The following is a 17,615-nucleotide window of genomic DNA, read 5'->3' as shown; positions in this document are numbered from 1 at the left end:
TTTGCCCGGGCGGCCGGCCGCATTCCCTTCTAAAGCGCATCGCGATCCTTCAGATTCGCTCCTCGCGCTTTAGCTCTTTGCTTTTGCGCATGTCGTTGCCGCAAAACCGCTGCACACTTTTGCGCGACATCCTTTGGCGGTCGCAGCTGGCGCGAAACGTTTTCAGCCCCGTTCATCCGGTTTTCCTCGCTGCCGGACCATTTGCCCGCATCAGCGCCATCAGCATCGGCCCGAGCGAGAATTCGCCGCGCTCCGCCCGCCGCGTCAGGTCTCTGAGATAGCCGCCGGCCGAGTTGATATGTCCGCCCCTTTCCAGGATGCAGGCGATCACCGTGGCGGCGTTTTCCGGTCCCATGACCTCACAGGCCAGCTGATAGGCGCTGGGGCTGACGCCGAGCGTCGAGCGGACGATGACGGCAGCGGCCATCAGATCCCGCCAACTGCCGATCCCACCGCCTGGCCCATAAGCGACGATCTCCGGGCAGGCCTGCAGCACCATGGCAAGTGGGAAGGATTTTGGCGGCTCCCGCCACGGCTGCGGTTCTTCCTCCGGCTTTGCGTCCTGCTTCGGTTCGAAGCTTGGTTCAAGTTCAGATGAGGGGTGTGGGTTTGAATTATGTATGTGCCGACCGTTCTGGCCATCATTGGCGTCTGTTTTTTGTGATTTCGTCTTCAATTCCAGAGTCTTGATGATCATCTCGCGGAACGCATCGAGGTCGGTCAGCAGGCTTTCCAATTCGGCGGCCGATGGGCGCCGCGGCAGGCTTGTCGAAAGAAGATTGAAATGCTTCTGCATCTCGATCCATTCGCCGGCAATTTCCTCTTCCAGCGCGATCTCGATGAGTTTGGCGATGTCCCGCCGGCAAAGTGTCAGACGCTCCCGCAGACGCTTCCATTCGAGCTTGCCGGCCAACACCTGGGCCGCCTGTGCCTCGATTTCGCCAGCGCGCACCAGGAGCGGCGCCAGGCTGAAACCGAAGGCCTCTCCAAGCCCGCCCTCGCCGTTACGACGGGCAAAACGTTTGCCGTTCGGGCTATCCCGCCGGGTAATCAGGCCGGCCTCCACCAGCATCGCCAGGTTCCGCCGCAGCGTCGTGCCGGCCATGCCATGCGTGCGCAGCGACAACTGCTCGTTTGACGGAAAGACGACGAAGCCGTTGGCCTCGGCAATCTCGTTCTTCGGATAAAAGGTCAGCAGCGCGTTGAGAACAGCGAGCGCCCGGTCCGATACGCCGACCATATCCTTTGCTTCGCAGAGCGCGCGAAAGATCTTCCACTTGTCGACCGATGCGTCCGGATCGACCTTGCTGGCATTCTCCTGGCTTGCCAGCATGCCAAGCGTCATCGATCGCCGCCCAAAGGGCGTCGATACATATTGAGGCTCCATGTCCCTCACCTTTTCTCAAGGCAAAAGAAATCTACCATCCAAAAGGATGCCGAAGATGCTTGACAGCGATTCGAGGAAGTGCGATTCTCAGATTGTCCAGATATGAGAAAGGCTTCCGCGACGGCAACGTTCGGAGGCTTTTTCTTTTGCGGCCTACTCTCCTGCTTGCAACCTGCCGGCCCGATAGGCTTCGTAAAGCTCATCGAGACGACGTGAAATGTAAGCGCCGAAATCCGGCGCATCGCCGGTTTTCAACGCGATCGTGAAGGAATTGCCGGCGCTCTTGATTCGGCCGGCAATCTTGCCGCCGCTCTTCGGCTTCCAGTCATATTCCGTGGGTTCGGGCTTCGCCTCTTTCCTGGCGAGCTCGGCAACCAAAAGCTCGAAGCGACGGTCGCTCTCTTCCGCCGTGAACCGTTGCGAATCGATAAGTTTGGCAAGCCGCGCCGCTGTCATCCCGTTCCAGTCCTGGGCAAGCGCCATCCATTTACGACGCCCGATACCGGGTGCAGCGCCGACCGACCTGACGATGTCGGCCGGGATCGCCTTGGCGACGGATATCAGCTTCGATAGCTCGGTCTTGTCGGTCGACAGCGCCTTCATGATGACGGGGCGCTCGAACCCTTTGATCTCGAGATTGAGGGCAAAGACAGCCCGCTCGATATAGGAGAGATTCCGGCGCGCCGAATTCTCGATGCCTTGGGCGATCACAACATCGGTATCGTCGAGCTTACGGACGATCGCCTGTACCTTGCGCCCCAGCAGCTTGACGGCCTGCAGGCGGCGGTGACCGTAAGCGATCTGATAGCGCTCGTCGTCATCGGGGTGGCGGCGAACAAGAACCGGCACTTCCTGGCCGTTTTCGGCAATCGACTGCACCAGCTCGTCCTCTATATCGAGCGGCTGATCAGCAAGGCGATCACGGACGAAGGAGGAATCGATCAGGTCAGGATCGAGCTCGACGATGCGTTCACCAGAGAGCAAAGCCTCCTGCATCGCCCTGCTCTCTTCCTCCATGCGTCCAAGCGTCAACGCCATCGTCCGAACCGGACCGGCCGATCCACGCAAAGACGTTTCCTCGTAGTTGGCCGCGGCCAACTCCTGCGCCGTATCGTCGAAAAGACCTTTCAGGCGATCGCGTCTGCTCATGTGCGGCCCCAGGCTTTGTGAATACCGGCGAGAACTTCGCCGTTGGCGGCATTGACCGATTCCAGCGCCCGATCATAGGTCGAGCGGCGCACCTGCCCCTTCTCGATCTCAAAGAGAGTCTGCTTGGTCAGGCCGGCATCGGCAATCGCCGTCGATTTGAGAATGGTCGCCGTCAACACGTCATCGCTGAACAGGCTGCGCAGCAGCGCGACGATCTGCGACTGCGGGGCATCGAAGGGTTCGTGACGGGTGACGACATATTTGATGAAATCGTGCTGCAGATCGCCGCCGGCCTTGCGCACGACCGAGAGCAGATCCGAGGTCATCAACAGGAATTGCGACATGGAGGCGACATCGACCATCTGTGGATGGATTGTGATAAGCAGCGATGTGGCGGCGCAGACGGCGCCGAGCGTCAGGTAACCGAGCTGCGGCGGGCAATCGATCACCACGACATCGTAATCGGCCTCGACCTCGGCAATCGCCATGCCGACGCGGCGGAAGAACAGCTCGCCCGGCCGCTGGCGGTCACTGAGCGCCCGCGGCGTCTCATGCTCGAATTCCATCAATTCAAGATTGCCCGGCACCAGATCGAGACCATCGAAATAAGTCTTGCGGACAATGTCCTTCAGCGGCCTGCGATCGGCATCGTAGCGAATTGCGCCATAAAGCGTATCACCATCGGAAAGATCAAATTCGGGCTGCACGCCGAGCATGGACGAGAGTGAGGCCTGCGGATCGAGATCGATTGCCAGCACCCGATAACCTGCCAGCGCCAGATACTGGGCCAGATAAAGCGTGGTCGTGGTCTTGGCCGAGCCGCCCTTGAAATTGGTGACGGCAACCGTCTGCAGCTTCTCGCCAGGACGCCGCCAGGGAAGATAGGACAGCGCATCCTTCGGCTTCAGCTTTGCCATATAATGACGCAATTCATTGATCTGGCCGAGCGTATAGGAGCGCCGGCCATTCTGGGAAAGTTCCGGCTGCGGCCCCTTGCCATCCAGCGAAAGCTGGCGAAGATAGCCGTCCGAGACGCCGATCATCTGAGCGGCCTCGCCGGAGGAAAATGTGCGCAGCGTTTTTTGCGACAGCGGCGGAAACAGCTTTTCGCGCAACAGCTTCAGTTGCCGCGAAAGCTGGTTCGCATGCCGCTCGATCCGCACATCTGTCGTCGATACGCTAATGTTGTCCAAAACACTAATCCTTTTCGATGCGCTTTTTCGTCAACATAGCGTCAAAAAGCGTATTGAAAGTGACACGATTCGCAATTTGCAGCAACAATAGGGCCCGTGAAGCCATTCCGGCCCGGTTGGCCGCGGCCAACTCTTTGCCACCGCCCTTGCGGAACACCGGCTTTTTCGGCAAGACCGCCGGGACTCACGGGGACTATCGGCTTGAAGCACATCCATATCATCGGCATCGGCACAGGCAATCCGGAGCACGTCACCATACAGGCAATCAACGCGATGAATGCCGCCGACGTGATTTTCCTGCCGCTCAAGGGCGCGGCCAAGGAAGAGCTTGCCGACGTCCGGCGAGAGATCTGCGAACGATATGTTGCGCAACCGGGGATCCGGATTTGCGAGTTCGTCATGCCGCAGAGGCAAACGGCAGAAAAAACCTATCCGCAAAGCGTCGACGCCTGGCACGGTGAGATCGCCCGCATCTATAGGGAGTTGATCGCCGGCCTCGCCGATAATGGCAGCGGCGCCTTTCTGGTCTGGGGTGATCCCAGTCTTTACGACAGCACGATCCGCATCATCGAACGCGTCCAGCAGGAAGCCGGCCTGAATTTCGATTACAGCGTCATTCCCGGCATCACCAGCATTCAGGCCTTGGCGGCCAGCCACAAAATCCCGATCAACCTCGTCGGCAAACCGATCGAAATCACCACAGGGCGCAGACTGGCGCGGGACGGGCTTTTGGCCGACAGCACGATCGTCATGCTCGACGGCGAACAGGCCTTTGCGAAGATCGACGATCCCGATGCCGAAATCTTCTGGGGCGCCTATCTCGGCACCAAGGACGAGATCGTCCGATCGGGACGGCTTGGGGATATCGCCGCCGACATTCTGGCACTCCGCGCCGAGGCCAGGCAAAGACACGGCTGGATCATGGATATCTATCTGCTGCGCAAGGGACAGGATTTCGAGGAATAACTGGCCGGACCTTTTCCACATGTTTTGCCGCGCCGGCTGCGATCATGTAAGAAATGGTCAGAGGATAACCAATGAGCAATGAGGCGGCAACGAGGATCGACAGGGCAGGCGAGGCGGATCTGCACGGCCGCGAGGCCGTGGCGATGCGCAGGCGCGGCGCCTGCCCCGCTTTGGCCGCCCCAATGTCGACCGGCGACGGTCTGCTGGTGCGGCTGCGACCGGCCGGCGGCGCGCTGACGCTGGCGCAATTTAATGCCCTAGCTCGCTCAGCCGCAGCGCATGGAAACGGCATTCTGGAAATCACCGCGCGCGGCAATCTGCAGATCCGCGGACTGCGGGCCGAAACCGTCGGACAACTCGCCTCCGATATCGACGCCGCCGGGATCACCGTTCCGGACGGGCCGGCGATCGAGATCTCGCCGCTGCATGGTATCGACCCGCAAGAGAAAAACGATCCGGCAGCAATGGAAACGGCGTTGCGCCACACGCTTCACGATCTCATCGCCTCGCCGCGGCTCGCGCCAAAACTGTCGATCGTCGTCGACGGCGGTGGAGCATTCGGGCTGTCGGCACTTTCCGCCGATATCCGCATCGTCGCGCAATCCGACGCCGATTGGCTTGTCGCGATCAATGGCGATGGCGAAACTGCAATGCCGGTGGCCGCTGGTCCAGCCGAGGCGGCGGTATCAGCCGTCGGCGAGGTTCTGAGCCTGCTCGTAGCCCTCGGGCAGGGCAGCCGGGCACGGGATATCGATCCGGCGCGTCTACGAGCGCGTTTTCCGGCTGTGGATAACATTCGCCTCATTCCGTTACGCGCAGCAAGCATGCCGCTTTCTGGCCTGCATCGGCTTGCGGACGGCAAAACCGTACTCGGCGTCAGGCCGGAATTCGGACAGATGCGAGCGTCCGACCTGACAGCCCTGCTCGACCTCGCCGACGCCCACGGCGCGACAGCCATCCGGCTGGCGCCCGGGCGCGGCTTCCTTTTCATCGATCTTCCCGCAGATAGAGTGCCGGCTATGCAGATCGCCGCAGCCAAATATGGCATCAGCGCGCAGCCCGGAGAAAACAGCGAGCACATCGCCGTCTGTGCCGGGGCCGGCGCCTGCGGCTCCGCCTTCTACGAGACAAGAACTCTGGCGCGCCGCATCATGGCCGCAGCACCTGCCCTTTTTGACAGTTCGCTGACGCTGCACCTTTCCGGCTGTGCCAAGGGCTGCGCACATACACGGCCGGCGCTGACCCTGACGGGTTCGGCTGAAGGTTACGACCTCATCGTCAACGGGTTGGCGGCGGATCGGCCGGACCAACGGATCGCTGGCGGTCGGATCGATTTCGCTATAGAGAGGCTCGCCCGGTCCATAGAAGACAACAAAGGCGCTGGCGAATCGGCTGCCGCCTGCCTTAAACGGCTTGGCGCAACCGGCGTTTCGAAGGCGCTGCGACAGGAATAGGAATGCCAGACTACGATTATATCCGCAGCGGCGACGCGATCTACGAGCGTTCCTTTGCAATCATCCGCGCCGAGGCCGATCTTTCGCGCTTCACCGAGGATCAAGCCGAAATTGCCGTGCGCATGATCCATGCCTGCGGGCTGGTCGAGGCGGCCGAACATTTCCAGTTCTCCGCCGATGTCGTCAGCGCCGCGCGCGACGCGCTGAAGGGCGGGGCGCCGATCTTTTGCGACGCGGAAATGGTGTCGCACGGGGTGACCAGGGCACGGCTGCCGGCGCTGAACGAGGTGATCTGCACGCTGCGTGATCCAGCAACGCCGGAATTGGCGCGCGAGACCGGCAATACGCGATCGGCCGCCGCCATGCATCTCTGGCTCGACCGACTTGGCGGCAGCGTCGTTGCGATCGGCAATGCACCGACCGCGCTCTTCCATCTGCTCGAACTCCTGCGCGACGGCGCCCCAAAACCGGCAGCAATCCTCGGCATGCCGGTGGGCTTTGTCGGCGCGGCGGAATCGAAGGATGCACTGGCGGAGAATTCCTACGGCGTACCCTTTGCCATCGTGCGCGGCCGGCTCGGCGGCAGCGCCATGACGGCAGCCGCCATCAATGCATTGGCGAGGCCGGGCCTATGACGACAAGCGGCCGTCTTATCGGCGTCGGCACGGGTCCCGGCGACCCGGAGCTTCTGACCCTCAAGGCCGTGCGCGTCATCGAAAGCGCTGACGTGATCGCCTATTTCGCCAAGCAGGGCAGGGGCGGCAACGGCAAGGCGATCGTCGAACCACTGCTGAAATCCGGCGTGACCCTGCTGCCGCTCTATTATCCCGTCACCACCGAGATCGACAAGAACGACGAGCGCTACCAAGGCCTGATCACCGAATTCTACGAGCGGTCGGCCACGTCAGTCGCCTTTCATCTCGATGCCGGGCGGACCGTCGCCGTGCTCAGCGAAGGCGATCCGCTGTTCTATGGCTCTTATATGCACCTGCATGTCAGGCTTTCCCAACGCTACCCGACAGAGGTCATCCCCGGCATCAGCGCCATGTCGGGCTGCTGGTCCTTGGCGGGTATGCCCATCGTCCAAGGTGACGATGTCCTTTCCGTACTGCCTGGTACGATGGCGGAGGCCGAACTGACGCGCCGTCTTGCTGATACGCAAGCCGCCGTCATCATGAAGGTCGGCCGCAATCTGCCGAAGATCCGCCGGGCGTTGGCGGCGGCAGGCCGGCTGGCCGAAGCCGTCTATGTCGAGCGCGGCACAATGGCGAATGCGGCGATGGAAAAGCTTGCCGACCGAGCCGCTGACGACGCGCCGTATTTTTCGCTGGTGCTGGTGCCGGGCTGGGAGAACAGCCGATGAGCGGCAGGCTTTTCGTGATCGGCACCGGCCCCGGCAATCCAGAACAGATGACGCCAGAAGCGCTGGCCGCTGTCGAAGCAGCGACGGATTTCTTCGGTTACGGACCCTATCTCGACAGGCTGCAGCTCCGCCACGATCAGCTGCGGCATGCCTCGGACAATCGCGAGGAGCTGGGCAGGGCAGGGGCCGCCCTTTCGATGGCAGCAGACGGCGCCAAGGTCTGTGTCGTCTCCGGCGGCGACCCAGGTGTCTTTGCCATGGCTGCCGCCGTCTGCGAGGCGATCGAGAACGGCCCAGGAGCATGGCGTGCCGTCGATCTCACCATCCTGCCCGGCATCACCGCCATGCTGGCGGTGGCGGCAAGAGCCGGCGCCCCGCTTGGCCACGACTTCTGCGCCATATCGCTGTCCGACAATCTAAAGCCTTGGAATATAATAGAAAACCGCCTTGAATTGGCAGCCAAAGCCGGTTTCGTCATCGCCCTCTATAATCCGATCAGCCGGGCGCGGCCCTGGCAGCTCGGCGAGGCCTTCAAGCTGTTGCGCGAGCATCTGCCCGCAACGACGCCGGTTATTTTCGGGAGGGCCGCCGGGCGGCCGGACGAGCACATTGCCGTACAGCAGCTGTCGCAGGCCGATGCCTCGATGGCCGATATGGCCACCTGCATCATCATCGGCTCTGCCGAGACGCGGATCGTCACGCGGCCCGGCAGGCTGGACCTCGTCTATACGCCGCGTTTCATGGCGGAGGGAACGAGGTGATCGATCGTCGCCAGCGCCGCCTCGACCGTTTCGACCGTCCTGACTGTGGACGCAGGCGCACGTACCACCATCAGGACCTCGATGCCGAGCAGGCGGGCTGCCTCGATCTTCGCATAGGTGGCGGCACCGCCGCTGTTCTTGGCAATGATGGCGTCGATGCGATGCTGCTTCAGCAAAGCGCATTCGCCTTCCAGCGTGAACGGGCCACGATCGATCACATAGTCGACATTCGCGAGCGCCAGCGGCCGTTCGACGGGATCGACGCTGCGGACGAGATAGAAATGTTGCGGTGCCGCTGCCGCTTGATGCGCGCCCTGCCGGCCGGTCGCCAGGAAAACCCGGCGGGGGGAGGGGCCGAGCGCTTCGATGGCAGCCGGGATGCTCCGCACATCGCGCCAGCGATCGCCCGGCAGGCGTTGCCATTCGGGACGGCGCAGCGCGATTGTGGTTATGCCAGTGGTCTCGGCGGCAAAGGCGGCGTTGGCGGAAATACGGTCGGCGAAGGGATGCGTGGCGTCGATCAGCAGATTATATCCGCCGGCTTTCAGAAAATCGGCAAGCGCCGCAGCCCCACCGAAGCCGCCGATGCGAACCGGAACCGGCTGCGCGGCCGGTTTCTCGGTACGCCCAGCCAGCGACAGAAGAACGTCGCAATTTTCCCGCGCCGCCAGGCTTCCGGCGAGCAGCCGCGCCTCGGTGGTGCCACCGAGGATCAGAATGCGAGGTTTTCCCATGTCTGATGTCTCTCCTCCTTGCGGCCCGCGCTGGCTGACTATTATCGGCATCGGCGAAGATGGTCCAGAAGGGCTCGGCGAAGGGGCGCGGCGGCTGATCGCCACCGCACCGGCGGTCTTCGGCGGCGCGCGCCACCTTGCGCTTACTGCGTCGCTGATATCGGGTGAAAAGCTTTTCTGGCAGAGCCCGTTCGAGCGCTCGGTCGATGCCGTCCTTCAAAGGCGTGGCACGCCGGTCGTGGTACTGGCCTCCGGCGACCCGTTTCTCTACGGCGTCGGCGCAACGCTCTCGCGCCATGTCGCAGCCGAAGAAATGCGCACCATCCCCGCGCCCTCGGCCTTCAGCCTTGCCGCCTCACGCCTCGGCTGGCCGCTGCAGGACGTCGCGACGATTTCGCTGCATGGCAGGCCGATCGACCTGATCCGGCCGCATCTGCATGCCGGGCGGCGCATCATCGCGCTGACCTCGGACGAGAAGGGGCCTGGCGATCTGGCAACCTTGCTTGCCGCGACCGGCTTCGGTCAGTCGCAGCTTACAGTGCTCGAGGCGCTTGGCGGTCCACGGGAACGGCAGAGAAGCACCGTAGCAACGCAATTCGATCTCGCGGACGTCGATCCGCTGAACGTCTGTGCGCTTGAGATCGCGGCAGGGGAGAGGGCTCGTATTCTGCCTTTCGCCTCAGGCTTCGAGGACGCGCTGTTCGAGCATGACGGACAGATCACCAAACGCGAAATCCGGGCGGTGACGCTGTCGGCGCTGGCGCCGCGTCACGGCGAACTGCTCTGGGATATCGGCGCCGGCTCAGGATCGGTCGGCATCGAATGGATGCTCGCCCATCCCAGCCTGAAGACAATCGCCATCGAGCAATCGCCGGAACGGGCCGCACGGATTGCCCGCAACGCCTCCGCCTTCGGCGTGCCGCATCTCGCCGTCGTCGAGGGTACGGCGCCCGGCGCACTGACCGGCCTGCCGGAACCGGATGTGATCTTCCTCGGCGGCGGCGGCAGCGAGCCCGGCGTCATCGATGCCGTGATTGCCGCGCTGAAGCGGGGAGGGCGGCTCGTCGCCAATGCCGTGACGCTGGAGATGGAAGCCGTGCTGCTCTCCGAACATGCAACACGCGGCGGCCTGCTGACCCGGATCGAAATATCGCGTGCCGAGCCCATCGGCGGCATGAGCGGCTGGCGGCCGGCGATGCCGGTGACGCAATGGCGCTGGACGAAAGGATAACGGGATGACGGTGCATTTCATCGGCGCGGGGCCAGGGGCTGCGGATCTGATCACGGTGCGTGGCCGCGATCTCATCGCTCGATGCCCGGTCTGCCTCTATGCCGGCTCGATCGTCTCGCCGGAACTGCTGCAATATTGCCCGGCGGATGCGCGCATCGTCGATACCGCGCCGATGTCGCTCGACGAGATCGAGGCTGAATATCTCAGCGCTGCGGCAGCCGGCCAGGATGTCGCCCGGCTGCATTCCGGTGATCTGTCGGTCTGGAGTGCGGTCGCCGAGCAGGTGCGCCGACTTGAGAAACACGGCATCGCCTATACGATGACACCGGGTGTTCCGGCCTTTGCGGCGGCCGCCTCAGCGCTCGGGCGCGAGCTGACAATCCCATCAGTGGCCCAAAGCCTGGTGCTCACCCGCGTTTCCGGTCGCGCCTCGCCGATGCCGAACGACGAAACGCTGGCGAAATTCGGCGCGACCGGCGCCACGCTAGCGGTCCATCTGGCAATCCATGCGCTGAAACAGGTTGTCGAGGAATTGACGCCGCTCTATGGCGCCGATTGCCCGGTGGCGATTGTCGTCAAGGCCTCCTGGCCGGACGAGCGCATCCTGCGCGGCACGCTTTCCGATATCGAGGCGAAGGTTGCGGCCGAACCAATCGAACGCACGGCGATCATCTTCGTCGGCCCGTCGCTCGCGGCGGAAGATTTCCGCGAAAGTTCGCTCTACGATCCGGCCTATCAGCGCCGGTTCAGAGGCCGGGAGTAATTTGTGACGATCGGCCGCTCGCAGGCGGCCGATCGTCATACGACGTCTCGCTCAGGCTTCAAACCCGTTCTGTCAGGTAATCCATGCTGGCGCGAAGCGCACCGGCCGGGTCCTTGACCGCATGAACTTCCGCCGCGAAGGGTTCGAAGGAGAAGGGTCCCTTATAATCCGCCTGCAGCAGCCCCTTGATCTGCCCGGCATTGTCGAGCCGGTCGTCGCCGTCGACGAGCACGCGATGGGAATCGCGCATGTCGGCAACGGAAACGGCAGGGTCGCTGACGCCGGAAATGTGCACGAGGCCGGAAAGCTCCGGGAAGGTCGCGGCTTCGCCGGCAAGGTGATGGTGGAAGGTGTCGTGGACGAGCTTGAAGGTCGATTGTGCGCCGAGCTCGGTGATTGCCTCGGCCGCCTCGGTCTTCGAGCGCAGCGAGCAGATCTCGAAGCCGAGCGGCTCGACCAGACCGATGATGCCGGCTTTCTCAAGCATCGGCTTCAGCGCCGTCAGGGACTGGCGCAGATTGGCCTGGCGCTCGCCGTCGGCGCAGCCGGTGCCATCGTTCTTCGGAACGAGGACGAGCGCCTTGGCGCCGCAGGCGCCGGCATAATCGATCAGTTCCTGCGCTTCTCCAGCGCGGGCTTCATTCCATTCGTTGAAACGCTGCAGGGCGTTGATCGAGATGATCGTCAGCCCGTGGCGGGCAGCCGCGTCCCTAATCGCTTCGGGCTTGGTCCCGTCGAGAATGGCATTGCCGGAAAGGTCGTTGCGGATTTCGACCTCTCCGATGCCGAGCGATTTGGCGAGCGCGAAAAAATCGTCGATCGGAAGCGACGGCGCGGCCATATGGTTGAGCGCAAAGCGGATCGAAGTCATGACGGATATATCCTCCTCGTCTCCGCATCGTGGCGGAGCAGTCCTGTGATTGGGTCCACGAATCTCTATCGGAATTCGTGTGGCAATCCATCGGGCATCGCCACTACCCGCTCTCATTGCTGAAAGAATTTCAGCCGAAATGATAGACTTGCATCATTTCTCAAATGTTCTCTGAGATATGAATATCGAAGGGCAGGAAGAACTGGCCGGGAACGGCCGTTTCGCTGTTTTCGATCGCGCTCGTCATCAGCGCTATCAGCTCTTTGCACAGTGCGGGCAGGGGGGTGCCGATCGCCATGGCAACGATATCGTCGGCAAGCCCGGCTTTGCTGTCGGGCGTCAGCTCGTTGACCACGAGGACGATCTTGCCGCCGAGACTTTCTTCGCGGATCGCCGAGATCGCGCCTTCCATGCCGCCGCCGCAGACGTAAAGGCCGACGAGATCAGGATGTTTCTGTAGCAGCGTCAGCGTCGCCTCATGGGTGATCTCCGGAGTATCCAGGTTGATCAACGTATCGATGACGTCGAATTCCGAGGCGTTTTCACGAAAATAGGAACGAAAACCGATCTCGCGCAGCTCATGTCCATGAAAACGGTGGCTGCCGACGAAACAGGCGACCTTGCCCGGCACACGGGCAGTCTTGGCAATCACCCAGGCGGCGGTGCGGCCGACCTTGCGGTTGTTGACGCCGATATAGGCATTGCGCACCCCTGAGGCGAAGTCGGAAAGCAGCGAAAAGACGGGAATGTCTCGTTCCCTCAGTTCCTCGATTGCCGCCGTCACCGCAGGATAGTCTGGAGCGACGAGAGCGACGGCCTGATTGCGGCCGCCGAGGGCCTTGAGCTTCTCGACGATCGCCGCCGGTGTCGAAGCGGAGGGATAGTCGATCTGGATCTGGAGACGGGCGGTGGTCACGGCACGCGCCGCCACTTCGATCTCGCGAGCGAAAGCCTGATAGAAAGGCTGCATCGGCTTTTGCAGCAGGAAGGCCAGCTTATATTGCGGCAGATCCTCGAAGACACGTTGCCGGATCAGCCCGACGGCGTGATAGCCGATCGATTGGGCCGCATCATAGACCCGGCGCGCCGTTTCCTCGCGCACGCGATGTCGGCCGTTCAAGACGCGGTCGACGGTGGCGACGCTGACGCCCGAGGCGCGGGCAAGATCGGAGATGGTGGGGCGGCGCATCGGCGTTCCTGATAGATTCGATCATGAATGAAAGCCATTTTTGATGGCTTTTGATAGAATATATCAAGCCTGCATTGAGCGCCTTGCAAAGTCAACCTATTCTCCCAGGCAGGGCAACGGGAGGCAGGCAATGGCGACCCAAACGAAGAAACGTGACTACGACCTGCTCGGCGAAAGCGGCCGCACCGCCGTCGAGACCGGGCTGGCGGCAGCGCAATGGTACCACACCGACGTTGCGCGCAAGGAGATGAAGGCGCTGATGCAACGCTCCGATGCGCCTGGTATCCGCGACACGATCATCTGGCTCGGCAGCATGGCGGTTCTTGCCGGGCTCGGCGTCACTTTCTGGGGCTCGTGGGTCGCGCTGCCCTTTTTCCTCGCCTATGGCGTGCTCTACGGCTCGGCTTCCGACAGCCGCTGGCACGAATGCGGTCACGGCACCGCCTTCAAGACGCGCTGGATGAACGATGCCGTCTATCAGATCGCCTGCTTCATGATCATGCGCAATCCGGTGACCTGGCGCTGGAGCCACGCACGCCATCACACCGATACCGTCATCGTCGGCCGCGATCCCGAGATCGCCGTCATGCGGCCGCCCGATCTCTTCCGGGTGGTCCTCAATTTCTTCGGCATCCTCGACGTCTGGCATGCGTTGGTCGACATGCTGCGCAACGCCTGCGGCGTCGTCAGCGCCGCGGAAAAGACCTTCATTCCGGAGATGGAACAGCCGAAGGCGATCCGCATCGCCCGCATCTGGCTGGCGATCCATCTCGCCACGGTCGCCGCTGCGATCGCCATGGGTTCGATCCTGCCGCTGATGCTCATTGGCCTGCCGCGCCTTTACGGCGCCTGGCACCATGTGCTGACCGGCCTGCTGCAGCATGGCGGCCTTGCCGACAACGTCATCGATCATCGATTGAACAGCAGAACGGTCTACATGAACCCGATCAGCCGCTTCATCTACTGGAACATGAATTACCACGTCGAACATCACATGTTTCCGATGGTGCCCTACCACGCGCTGCCCCGGCTGCACGCGATGATCAAACACGACCTGCCGGCGCCGAACCCGTCGATCCTCTCGGGCTATCGCGAGATGATCCCGGCCTTCCTGCGCCAGCTGCGCAACGAGGATTATTTCCTGCAGCGCGAACTGCCGGCAACCGCAAGGCCCTATCGCGAGGAATTCCACAACGAGCTGGCTCCGGCCGCGCAATAATCACGATTAAGGGAGGACATGATGAGCGGAAATTGGATCGAAGTCTGCGGCAAGGACGAGATCGACGAGGAGGATGTCATCCGCTTCGATCATGGCGGGCGCACTTTCGCGGTCTACCGCAGCCCGGACGACGAATTCTTCGCCACCGACGGGCTCTGCACCCATGAACATATCCACCTCGCCGACGGGTTGGTGATGGAGGAGATCATCGAGTGTCCAAAACATAATGGCCGCTTCAACTACAAGACGGGCGAAGCCAAGGGGGCACCGGTCTGCGTCGATTTGAAGACCTATCCGGTCAAGGTCGAAGGCGGCACCGTCTTCATCGCGGTGTGAGGGAGGCTGGCGTGGCTCATTTCGTCATCCTGGGGGCCGGCGAATGCGGTGCGCGCGCCGCCTTCGCCTTACGGGAAAAGGGTTTTGACGGCGAGATAACGCTTGTTGGAGCCGAGCCCCTCCATCCCTACGAACGGCCGCCGCTTTCGAAGGCGGCTTCTGCCGATGCCAGCGATCCGAAATTCATCGCTGCGGTGGAAAAATACGCGGAAAACGGCATCCGGCTTTTGACCGGCCTGGAGGCGAGGGATCTCGACACGGCATCAAAGACCGTCACGCTTTCGGATGGCGCGACGCTCGCCTACGACAAGCTTCTGCTGGCGACGGGTGCCGCCGCGCGAGCCTTCCCCGGCGCTTCGGACAGCCCGCATATTCGCTCGCTCCGAACCCATCATGATGCGGCGGCACTGCGCGAAGCAATGAGGCCGGGCAAGCATATCGCCATCATCGGCGGCGGCTTCATCGGGCTGGAACTTGCGGCAACGGCGCGGCTGCTCGGGGCCGACGTCACCGTCATCGAGGGGCTGGAACGCGTGCTGAAACGCGGCGTACCGGAGGAGATCGCTCACCTCCTGACCGAGCGCCACCGCGCCGAGGGCGTCGATATTCGCTGCGGTGTCTCGATTGCGGCGCTGACCGACGAAGGCGGAAAGGCTGTGATCAGATTGTCGGGCGGCGAAGTGATCGAAGCCGACCTCGCCCTTGTCGGCATCGGCGCGCGGCCGAATGTCGAGATCGCCGAAAGCGCGGGGCTCACGATCGAAAACGGCATAGCCGTCGATAACCATCTCCAGACATCCGCGCCTGATGTTTTTGCCGCCGGCGACTGCTGCTCGTTTCCGCTGCCGATCTATGGCGGCCGGCGGGTGCGGCTCGAATCCTGGCGCAATGCCCAGGAGCAGGGCACATTGGCCGCGGCCAACATGCTGGGCGTCGGCCAGACCGTCTCATCAGTGCCGTGGTTCTGGTCGGACCAATATGACATGACGCTGCAGATATCAGGCCTTGCCGAGGGTGCCGTCACGCATCACCGCCGCGACCTCGGCCCCGGCGCCTTCATTCTTTTCCATCTCGACGCCGGCGGACGATTGATCGCCGCAAGCGGCATCGGGCCGGGCAATGCGGTGGCACGCGACATCCGGCTTGCCGAAATGCTGATCGCCGCGCGCGCCCATCCGGACCCGGCGGCGCTCGCAGCCAGCGACATCAAGCTGAAATCCCTGCTGGCCGCCTGAGCAGCCCGATATTTTCACCCCATATTTTCGAAGGAATTTGACGATGAAGAAACATAGACGCGCGACCGTCGCCGATCTGCTTGCCGAAAAAGGCAAGCGCCAGCTCACCATGCTGCGCGTCACCTCGCTGGAGGAGGCGGAAGCTGCCGAAAAGGCCGGGATCGACATCGTCTCCGTGCCGCCCTCACTGCTCGGCCCGGTCTTTCGCGAGGCCGCGCCCACCCCCTTTGCCATTCCCGGGCTCGAATATGGCGATCTTGTCTCGGCCGAAGACTATCTGCGTGCCGCCTTTGCGGCGCTGAAGGCCGGCGGCGATGCGGTCTATTGTGCAGCCAGCCTGCAGACGATCCGACGCCTGCGCGACGAGGGCATCCCGGTCTGCGGCCATCTCGGGCTGATCCCGTCGAAGGCGACCTGGACCGGCGGCTTTCGCGCCGTCGGCAAGACGGCGACAAGCGCGGCCGAGATCTGGCGGCAGACCAAGGCGCTGGAAGCGGCCGGCGCCTTCGCTGCCGAAATCGAAGTCGTGCCGGGGGAGGTCGCTGCCGCCATCAGCGGCAACACCTCGATGCTGATGATCTCCATGGGCGCCGGCAGCCGCTGCGACGCCCAATATCTCTTCGCCGACGACGTGCTCGGCGCCAATCGCGACCACACTCCGCGCCATGCCAAGGTCTACCGCAACTTCGCCGCCGAACACGACCGGCTGCAGCGCGAACGCATCGCCGCCTTCACGGAATTCGCCGAGGATGTCAGGACCGGCGCCTATCCGGAAAAGCGCCATCTCGTCGGCATCGACGAAGCGGAGCTGACGGTTTTCCTGGACCGACTGAGAAGTGAGACGGGCAATAGCTAAGGGCAATGCCGATCTGATCGTTGCCTTTCGCTTACGCTCAGCGCATTCGCTTCGCTCACCCCTCATCCGGTGCCTCCGCAACTACGATTGCGACCGGAGGTCTTAGCAAGGTAGAGCGCCCGCTCCGTCCGCTGCCCGCACCTCCAGAATATGATAGCCTCCGGCACCTGCAGAAGGGGTTCTCTGCTCTCAAACCAGCATCGACTGCTGGGCGGAGATACCCGCCGTCGCGCCCTGCGATATTGCCGTGGTGACCGAGGCCATGAGGGGGTTGGCGAGGTCGCCGGCAGCGTAGATGCCGGGCATGCTGGTTTCGCGGCGCTCGTCGACCTTGAGGGCGATGCCGAAGGGCGTATTGACCGTGGCCAGGCCCAGTGATTCATGCAGGCTTGCGGACGGCTTGTTGCGGGGATGCGCGAACAGGATATCGATCCCGGCATTGCGGCCGCCCTCGAGATCAACGGTGGTGATATGGCCCCGGTGATGAGCGATTTCGGCGATCCGGCCATCAACGACAGGTATGTTGCGGCGCGCCAGATCGGCCCGGATATCGGGGGCAATGTCGTGACCATCTGCAAAGACCGTCAACGTGTCGGTCCAATCGTGGTACAGCCGGACATAAGTGTGCGACTGCGGGCCGGACCAGACGAGGCCCCAATGCTGGTCGGCGACTTCAAAGCCGTCGCAATAGGGGCAGGGCACGATGGACGTGCCCCAGCTTTCGGCAAAGCCCGGAACATCAGGCATCTGGTCGGCAACGCCGTAGCTCAGGATCAGGCGGCGCGCGCCAAGGCTCTCGCCATCACCAGTGAGGACGGAGAAATTGTCGATAGCGCCGGAGATGCTGTCGGCTCGGGCATTGACCAGCTTAACCGTGGGATAACGCGTCAGTTGCTGCCGCGCCTCGG

Annotated in this window: 18 protein-coding genes; 11 read left to right on the top strand and 7 right to left on the bottom strand. The window is 62.8% G+C overall.

Going from position 1 to position 17,615, the window contains the following annotated elements; all coding sequences use genetic code 11:
* Nucleotides 1-172: 172 nt before the first annotated feature.
* From repC to repA, 3 genes are all read right to left on the bottom strand, one after another.
* Nucleotides 173-1,387 carry a plasmid replication protein RepC gene (gene repC / locus RCCGE510_RS06125; protein ID WP_007628181.1) on the bottom strand — a complete coding sequence of 405 codons (1,215 nt, stop codon included), beginning with the start codon at nucleotides 1,385-1,387 and terminating at the stop codon, nucleotides 173-175.
* A gap of 153 nt (nucleotides 1,388-1,540) precedes the next feature.
* Entirely contained in the window at nucleotides 1,541-2,536 is a 996-nt protein-coding gene (gene repB / locus RCCGE510_RS06120; RefSeq protein WP_007628179.1) for a plasmid partitioning protein RepB, read from the bottom strand.
* Entirely contained in the window at nucleotides 2,533-3,729 is a 1,197-nt protein-coding gene (repA, locus tag RCCGE510_RS06115; RefSeq protein ID WP_007628177.1) for a plasmid partitioning protein RepA, read from the bottom strand. Before repA ends, repB begins: the two co-directional genes overlap by 4 nt.
* A 201-nt stretch (nucleotides 3,730-3,930) precedes the next feature.
* Here repA and cobF point away from each other — a divergent pair, with 201 nt between their 5' ends.
* The 5 genes from cobF (at nucleotide 3,931) to RCCGE510_RS06090 (ending at nucleotide 8,273) form a co-directional block, all read left to right on the top strand.
* Nucleotides 3,931-4,695, top strand: coding sequence for a precorrin-6A synthase (deacetylating) (gene cobF, locus RCCGE510_RS06110; RefSeq protein ID WP_007628175.1), 765 nt, complete (start codon nucleotides 3,931-3,933; stop codon nucleotides 4,693-4,695).
* Between the two features lie 71 nt (nucleotides 4,696-4,766).
* Nucleotides 4,767-6,149 carry a precorrin-3B synthase gene (cobG, locus tag RCCGE510_RS06105; RefSeq protein WP_007628174.1) on the top strand — a complete coding sequence of 461 codons (1,383 nt, stop codon included), beginning with the start codon at nucleotides 4,767-4,769 and terminating at the stop codon, nucleotides 6,147-6,149.
* A 2-nt stretch (nucleotides 6,150-6,151) separates the two neighbouring features.
* Entirely contained in the window at nucleotides 6,152-6,784 is a 633-nt protein-coding gene (locus RCCGE510_RS06100) for a precorrin-8X methylmutase (RefSeq protein WP_007628172.1), read from the top strand.
* Entirely contained in the window at nucleotides 6,781-7,512 is a 732-nt protein-coding gene (locus tag RCCGE510_RS06095; RefSeq protein ID WP_007628171.1) for a precorrin-2 C(20)-methyltransferase, read from the top strand. Before RCCGE510_RS06100 ends, RCCGE510_RS06095 begins: the two co-directional genes overlap by 4 nt.
* The gene (locus tag RCCGE510_RS06090; RefSeq protein ID WP_007628170.1) at nucleotides 7,509-8,273 is read left to right on the top strand and encodes a precorrin-3B C(17)-methyltransferase; all 765 of its coding nucleotides are present in this window, start codon (nucleotides 7,509-7,511) and stop codon (nucleotides 8,271-8,273) included. Before RCCGE510_RS06095 ends, RCCGE510_RS06090 begins: the two co-directional genes overlap by 4 nt.
* On the opposite strand, the gene RCCGE510_RS06085 is transcribed toward RCCGE510_RS06090, so the two are convergent.
* Entirely contained in the window at nucleotides 8,237-9,007 is a 771-nt protein-coding gene (locus RCCGE510_RS06085; RefSeq protein ID WP_007628169.1) for a cobalt-precorrin-6A reductase, read from the bottom strand. The genes RCCGE510_RS06090 and RCCGE510_RS06085 overlap by 37 nt on opposite strands.
* Here RCCGE510_RS06085 and RCCGE510_RS06080 point away from each other — a divergent pair.
* Nucleotides 9,006-10,238 (top strand): bifunctional cobalt-precorrin-7 (C(5))-methyltransferase/cobalt-precorrin-6B (C(15))-methyltransferase, encoded by a 1,233-nt coding sequence (locus RCCGE510_RS06080; RefSeq protein WP_007628168.1) that lies wholly within the window; start codon nucleotides 9,006-9,008, stop codon nucleotides 10,236-10,238. The two genes, RCCGE510_RS06085 and RCCGE510_RS06080, sit on opposite strands and share 2 nt — an antisense overlap.
* Before the next feature lie 4 nt (nucleotides 10,239-10,242).
* The gene (gene cobM, locus RCCGE510_RS06075) at nucleotides 10,243-11,001 is read left to right on the top strand and encodes a precorrin-4 C(11)-methyltransferase (protein ID WP_007628167.1); all 759 of its coding nucleotides are present in this window, start codon (nucleotides 10,243-10,245) and stop codon (nucleotides 10,999-11,001) included.
* Nucleotides 11,002-11,059: 58 nt separating this feature from the next.
* Here the strand turns inward: cobM and RCCGE510_RS06070 are convergent, their stop codons facing one another.
* Nucleotides 11,060-11,872: a TIM barrel protein gene (locus RCCGE510_RS06070; protein WP_007628166.1), complete on the bottom strand. Its 813-nt coding sequence runs from the start codon at nucleotides 11,870-11,872 to the stop codon at nucleotides 11,060-11,062.
* Nucleotides 11,873-12,032: 160 nt separating this feature from the next.
* Nucleotides 12,033-13,061 carry a LacI family DNA-binding transcriptional regulator gene (locus tag RCCGE510_RS06065; protein ID WP_007628165.1) on the bottom strand — a complete coding sequence of 343 codons (1,029 nt, stop codon included), beginning with the start codon at nucleotides 13,059-13,061 and terminating at the stop codon, nucleotides 12,033-12,035.
* A gap of 130 nt (nucleotides 13,062-13,191) precedes the next feature.
* Here RCCGE510_RS06065 and RCCGE510_RS06060 point away from each other — a divergent pair, with 130 nt between their 5' ends.
* From RCCGE510_RS06060 to RCCGE510_RS06045, 4 genes are read left to right on the top strand one after another with little or no spacing between them, the layout of a single operon-like run.
* Nucleotides 13,192-14,280 (top strand): fatty acid desaturase family protein, encoded by a 1,089-nt coding sequence (locus RCCGE510_RS06060; RefSeq protein ID WP_007628164.1) that lies wholly within the window; start codon nucleotides 13,192-13,194, stop codon nucleotides 14,278-14,280.
* A gap of 21 nt (nucleotides 14,281-14,301) precedes the next feature.
* The gene (locus RCCGE510_RS06055; RefSeq protein WP_007628163.1) at nucleotides 14,302-14,616 is read left to right on the top strand and encodes a MocE family 2Fe-2S type ferredoxin; all 315 of its coding nucleotides are present in this window, start codon (nucleotides 14,302-14,304) and stop codon (nucleotides 14,614-14,616) included.
* An 11-nt stretch (nucleotides 14,617-14,627) separates the two neighbouring features.
* Nucleotides 14,628-15,851: an FAD-dependent oxidoreductase gene (locus RCCGE510_RS06050; RefSeq protein ID WP_007628161.1), complete on the top strand. Its 1,224-nt coding sequence runs from the start codon at nucleotides 14,628-14,630 to the stop codon at nucleotides 15,849-15,851.
* Nucleotides 15,852-15,894: 43 nt separating this feature from the next.
* A complete protein-coding gene (locus RCCGE510_RS06045) occupies nucleotides 15,895-16,707 on the top strand; it encodes a 3-methyl-2-oxobutanoate hydroxymethyltransferase (protein WP_007628159.1) in 813 nt (270 codons plus the stop codon).
* 189 nt (nucleotides 16,708-16,896) lie between these two features.
* On the opposite strand, the gene RCCGE510_RS06040 is transcribed toward RCCGE510_RS06045, so the two are convergent.
* Nucleotides 16,897-17,615, bottom strand: a 719-nt coding sequence (locus tag RCCGE510_RS06040; RefSeq protein ID WP_007628155.1) for an NAD(P)/FAD-dependent oxidoreductase, incomplete at its 5' end; no start/stop codon positions are given.

Source organism: Rhizobium sp. CCGE 510, assembly GCF_000292525.1.
Taxonomy (GTDB): Bacteria; Pseudomonadota; Alphaproteobacteria; order Rhizobiales; family Rhizobiaceae; genus Rhizobium.
Note: the sequence above shows the minus strand (reverse complement) of the source record. Positions and strands in the feature narration are given on the sequence as shown.